This window comes from Mesorhizobium sp. M4A.F.Ca.ET.022.05.2.1 (assembly GCF_003998845.1).
Lineage (GTDB): Bacteria > Pseudomonadota > Alphaproteobacteria > Rhizobiales > Rhizobiaceae > Mesorhizobium.
Window position 1 is genome coordinate 1 of sequence record NZ_RZOJ01000394.1, and the last position, 5612, is coordinate 5612.

Genomic DNA, 5612 nt, shown 5'->3' on the forward strand with positions numbered 1-5612 from the left:
ATCCTAGACGCTTGGAAGATGGTGGCCCACGCCCAACGCGATGAGGAGTGCCGCGCCAATTCGTTGCACGACCATCGCGGTCATGGCTTTCGCTGCATGGAAGTAGCCGACGCGATGGATTCTTGGCCAGCTCAGTTTCAGCTGTTAATAGCCGCCGCAAGATGCTCCACCGTTCTGAGGTAGTGCTCTCTCAGCAGAGCAGAGGCCTTCGCCGCGTCCCTGTCGAGCGTCGCTTGCGCGAGTGCGCTGTGCTCGGCCTGGACATCGCGGCCAACCGGCAGCGCGGACGCAAGCAGAACCGGAATGCGATAGCGCTCGGTCGCTGCATAGAGCCGTTCGAAGAATTCCAGCGTCCAGGGCGAATTGCAACCGGCCAGCAAGGCGCGGTGGAACGCGTGGTGCCGCTTTTCGAGGGTCCAGATATCGGCTTCGGGGCCCGTTCGCGCCGCCTGCACATTCAAGGCGTAGAGCGAGGACACGATGCCCGACGCCCAGGCGTCGTCGCCGTTCTTGATTGATGCCTTGAGCGCTTCCGTCTCGATGACGATGCGCAGTGACGTGGCGTCGTGCAGCTCGTCGAGCGACAACGGCGCTACACGGAAGCCGCGCAGCGATTCGGCCGTCACCAGGCATTCGGCCTGGAGGCGGTTCAGTGCCTCGCGCAGAGGCGAGAAGCCCATGCCGTAGCGCTCGCCCAGGTCGGCAAGTCGCAACGGTCGGCCAGGCGGAAGTTCGCCGCGTATGATGTCGTGGCGCAGGGCATCGTAGGCTTTTTCGGCAAGTGTCATTCAGGTTTCCTCGCCCGTACAGCCTTACCTTATAGAGGAACGCGTCGGCAATTTCATTTATTTTCGAAAATTTCTATTGCAATCGAAAATCCTAGACGTCATGCTAGACTAACGGGCTACAAGCAGGAGGATCCCATGGCACAGGAGCGCGAAAACCATCGCGAGGATGTCGTCGGCCGGGCGAACGTCGAGGACACGCCGGAATTGCTTGCCTATTACGACGAGCTGGCGCACCACAAGGCAGGCGCGCTGTGGACCGTCGCCAACAAGATCGAGCCCTGGGAGCCGAAGTCGCAGTCGGTGCCGGTGGTCTGGCGCTATCGCGACCTGCGCGCGCATGTCCTTCGCTCGGTCGAACTTGTCACACCGGAAAAGGCCGGACGGCGGGTGGTCTATCTGAACAATCCGGGGCGCACCGACGTGGCCGCCGCGGTCGGCTGGATCTATGGTGGGCTGCAGGTGATGAATCCTGGCGAGGTCGCGTCGGCCCACCGCCACTCGGCCTCGGCAATCCGCTTCATCATGGAGGGTTCGGGCGCCTATACGGTGGTGGACGGACACAAAATGACGCTCGGCGCGAACGACTTCGTGCTGACGCCCAACGGCACTTGGCACGAGCACGGCGTGGAGGCGACCGGCTCACCCTGCATCTGGCAGGACGGCCTGGACATCCCTTTCGTCAACGCCATGGAAGCCAATTTCTATGAGGTCCATCCAGATCTCAGCCAGGCGGTCGGTTACGCGGTCGACGACATGACCAAGACCTGGGGAAATGCAGGTCTCAGGCCGATGGGCGAGAACTGGGCCAAGGGCTACAGCCCAATGTTCAAATACGAATGGGCGCCGACCTACGAAGCGCTGACGAGATACGCGGGTTGCACCGATGGCTCGCCCTTCGACGGCGTGCTGATGGAGTATGTGAACCCGGTGACGAACGGCCCGGTCATGCAGACGCTCGGCGCATCGATGCAGATGCTGCGTCCCGGCGAGCACACAAAGGCGCACCGGCACACGGGCAGCGGCCTCTACCATGTGGCGAAGGGCAACGGTCATTCGATCATCAACGGCCGCCGCTACGATTGGCAGGAGCACGACATCTTCTGCGTGCCTTCCTGGGCCTGGCACGAGCATGCCAACGGCTCGGATCGCGAGGCCGCCTGCCTGTTCTGCCTGTCCGACCTGCCGGTGATGCGGGCGCTCGGGCTCTACCGCGAGCAGGCATTCGGCGACAATGGCGGCCTGCAGCCGCTCCTTTGAAGGAAAGATCATGAAACTTGTGACCTATCGCGCCTCGGTCGAAGCGGCGGCAAGGCTCGGCGTCCTCGTCGACAATTTGGTGGTGGATGTGGGGGCGCTCGCCACGGCGCAAGGCACGATCCTGCCCGACACCATGCTCGGCCTGATCGATGCCGGGCGCGGCGGACTGGAGACGCTTCGCGACTGCCTCGGCAGGGCAGCGGGGCGCTTCCCGGCCGGAACCGCCACCGCGGTGGACAATGTAAGGCTGCTGGCGCCCATTCCCCGACCGCGCAAGAACATCTTCGGCATCGGCCTGAACTATATCGAGCATGTCGCGGAGAGCGCGAAGTCGCTCGACACGTCAAAAGACCTGCCGAAGCAGCCGGTCGTCTTCTCGAAGCCGCCGACCACGGTGATCGGGCCTGGCGACGGCATCGAGCACAACAAGAAGATGACGCAGCAGCTCGATTGGGAGGTGGAACTTGCCGTCATCATCGGCACCACCGCCCGCCGCGTGCGCAAGGAGGACGCGCTAAGCCACGTCTTCGGCTATTCGGTGATGATCGACGTTTCGGCGCGCGACAACCGGCGCGCCGGTCAATGGATCTTCTCCAAGGGTCAGGACACGTACGCGCCGTTCGGGCCGTGCATCGTGACGGCCGACGAGATCCCGGACCCGCAGGTGCTCGACCTGTGGCTGACGCTCAACGGGGTCGAGAAACAGCGGTCCAACACCCGCCACATGCTGTTCAAGGTCGATCACCTGATCGCCGACATCTCGTCGGCGATCACGCTGGAGCCCGGCGACATCATCGCCAGCGGCACGCCGGAAGGTGTCGGCGCCGGGCGTGATCCACAGGAATGGATGTGGCCAGGCGACGTGGTCGTGGCCTCGGTCGAAGGGATCGGCACGCTGCGACACCCCGTGGTGGACGCGACGCCCGAGTAGACACGTGCCCACGCCGTTCAAGACAGCCGTCGTGCGGTTGGTCCCGGATCTGAGCGATCAGAAGGCCTCTGGCGTCCAAGACAGCCCGCCTGGTGGCTCGATGAGAGCAGGAGAGTTGCCATGCTGAAGCTACCAAAGTTCGTTGCCGCGGCGGTGCAAGCCGCACCCGTTTTTCTCGATACGCCGGCGACGATCGAGAAGGCCGTCTCCCTGATCCGCGAGGCAAGGGCCAACGGCGCGGATCTCATCGCCTTCCCGGAGGTGTTCATCCCGGCCTATCCGTACTGGAGCTGGATCACCGATCCGGTGACCGGCGGAGCCTGGTTCGACAAACTGGCGCGCGCCGCCATTACCGAGCCCGGTCCGGAAGTCGAAATCCTGCGCAGTGCGGCACGCGAAGCCGGCATCCACGTCGTGATCGGCATCAACGAGCGCAGCACGAGTTCGATTGGAACTCTCTACAACACCCTTTTGACCATCGGCCCGGATGGAACGCTGCTTGGCAAGCACCGCAAATTGATGCCGACCTGGGCCGAAAAGTTGACCTGGGCGCCCGGCGATGGAGCCGGCCTGAAAGTCCACGACACTGCAATCGGGCCACTCGGCGCGCTTGCTTGCGGCGAGAACACGAACACCCTTGCGCGCTTCACCCTTCTCGCCCAAGGCGAACTGGTTCACGTCGCCAGCTACATTTCGCTGCCCGTTGCGCCGCCCGACTACGACATGGCGGAGGCCATAAAGCTGCGCGCCATGGCCCACTCGTTCGAAGGCAAGGTGTTTACGATCGTTTCCTGTTCGACCGTCTCGGAAGAAATCATAGCCGCAATGGAAGGTGTCGTTCCGGATGCAAGGGCGCGCCTGCAGCGCAAGTCCAGCGCCTTCTCTGGGGTGATCGGCCCGGACGGACGCGTGGTTGGCGAGCCGCTGATCGACGAAGAAGGAATCGTTTACGCCGAGATTGATCTCGGACGCTGCATCCAGCCGAAGCAGATGCATGACATAGTCGGCCACTACAACCGGTTCGACGTTTTCGACCTGCGGGTAAGCCGCCGCAGGCTGGAACCGATTTCCCTGACCGAAAGGGTGCAGACCTTCGACAGCGACGACGCCGGCTTGATCGAAACGGCACAGCCAGGTGCCCATTCGGCATAAGCCGAAGCCTACCAGTTACAGCAGTCAGACGGAGCGGATCCAGCATGGCAAGCACTTTTCGCATCGGGCAGATCGTGCCTTCTCCAACACCACAATGGAGACGGAAATCCCGGCGATTTTCCGCACGAGGGAAATATTCCTGCCTGAACGTTTCACTTTCCATTCCAGCCGGATGCGGATGAAGAAGGTGGTCAAGGAAGAGCTCGAGGCCATGGATCGTGACAGCGACCGCTGCGCGATCGAGCTTTCCGACGCGCGCGTCGACGTCCTCGGCTATGCCTGTCTGGTCGCGATCATGAGCATGGGCAAGGGTTATCACCGCACCTCGGAAGCGCGGCTGCATATGCGCACAGCGGAGAACGGCGCTCCTGCTCCAGTTGTCACGAGTGCAGGTGCGCTCGTCGACGGCCTCAAGGTGCTCGGGGCGAAGAAGATCTCGGTGATATGCCCTTACATGAAGCCGCTTACCCAGCTGGTGGTCGACTACATTGAGCATGAGGGAATAGCGGTGAAGGACTTCGTCGCCCTCGAAATTCCCGACAACCTCGAAGTCGGCAGGCACGATCCGAACAACCTGCTCGATATCTACAAGAGGGTCGACACAACCGGGATCGACGCGTTTGTTGCGTCCGCCTGCGTGCAGATGCCTTCCTTACCGGTGATCGACGAACTCCAGAAGGCGCTGGGCCTTCCCGTTGTCAGTGCCTCTGTCTGTACCAGCTATCAGATGATGTCACGGCTTGGACTGCTCGCCGCGTCACCCGGCGCCGGGGAACTGCTCTCCGGCAGGTATTGAGAGCGCAGGTTCAGTCTAGGCCCCTGGATCTAAGATAGACCCCGGTTACCAGTCGGCAATGCAGTCCGGATTTCCGCGATGCCCGTCCCACCGCCTGACCGCGTTGGTTAGCCCGGATTCCTGTGACACGTCATTATTCTCGAAAAAAGAAGAATCTTCGAAAATTTCATTGACAGGCTTATGCGAACGTGAAAACTTAACTGACAAGTAAAGAAATCCGAAACAAGCCGGATCGTCAATGGGAGTTTAACGATGCTGCAAGAGCGCATCGAAGGACGGTGGCTGGACTGCTTCCGCCGCGTCTTCGTGCTAAATGCTATCGGCAAAGGGACAAGGGTGGCGATCCTGTCTGAGACGCAGTCGCGTCCGGTGCTGGTCCACCTGTCGGAACTCGCCCTGCACGATCTCGGTGCCGAATTCTGCATGATCCAGATGCCGACGCCGCGCCAAACGGCGCCGGTGCCGGTGAAGTCCACCGGCACGTCCTGGGCGATCCAGGGCAACCGCGCCGTGATCGAGGCGCTGAAGCTCTGCGAGGTGATCGTCGACTGCACGGTCGAGGGGCTGATCCATGCCCCGGAATGGCCCGAGATCGAGGCGGCAGGACGAACCCGCCTCCTGGTCGTCACGAACGAACATCCTGAAATTCTCGAGCGCACCGAGCCGACGGCCGAACTCGGCCCGAAGG

At 62.2% G+C, this 5612-nt stretch carries 4 protein-coding genes and 2 pseudogenes; 5 read left to right on the forward strand and 1 reads right to left on the reverse strand.

The features are described 5' to 3' along the window. Nucleotides 1–137: 137 nt before the first annotated feature. Complete coding sequence (locus EN745_RS28615) at nt 138–788, reverse strand: GntR family transcriptional regulator (RefSeq protein WP_126056178.1); 651 nt, start codon at nt 786–788, stop codon at nt 138–140. A gap of 135 nt (nt 789–923) precedes the next feature. Between EN745_RS28615 and EN745_RS28620 the strand changes: the two genes are divergently transcribed. The 5 genes and pseudogenes from EN745_RS28620 to EN745_RS28640 all read left to right on the forward strand — a co-directional run. Beyond that, on the forward strand, nt 924–2045 hold the full coding sequence (locus EN745_RS28620; protein WP_127422796.1) for a cupin domain-containing protein: 1122 nt from the start codon (nt 924–926) through the stop codon (nt 2043–2045). Nucleotides 2046–2055: 10 nt separating this feature from the next. Continuing rightward, nucleotides 2056–2976, forward strand: coding sequence for a fumarylacetoacetate hydrolase family protein (locus tag EN745_RS28625; protein ID WP_126056180.1), 921 nt, complete (start codon nt 2056–2058; stop codon nt 2974–2976). Between the two features lie 120 nt (nt 2977–3096). After that, on the forward strand, nt 3097–4128 hold the full coding sequence (locus tag EN745_RS28630) for a carbon-nitrogen hydrolase family protein (RefSeq protein ID WP_127404781.1): 1032 nt from the start codon (nt 3097–3099) through the stop codon (nt 4126–4128). A gap of 44 nt (nt 4129–4172) precedes the next feature. Continuing rightward, nucleotides 4173–4924: pseudogene (locus EN745_RS28635) on the forward strand (Asp/Glu racemase). Between the two features lie 252 nt (nt 4925–5176). Continuing rightward, nucleotides 5177–5612 (forward strand): annotated as a pseudogene (locus tag EN745_RS28640) (peptidase M29); the annotation flags it as partial.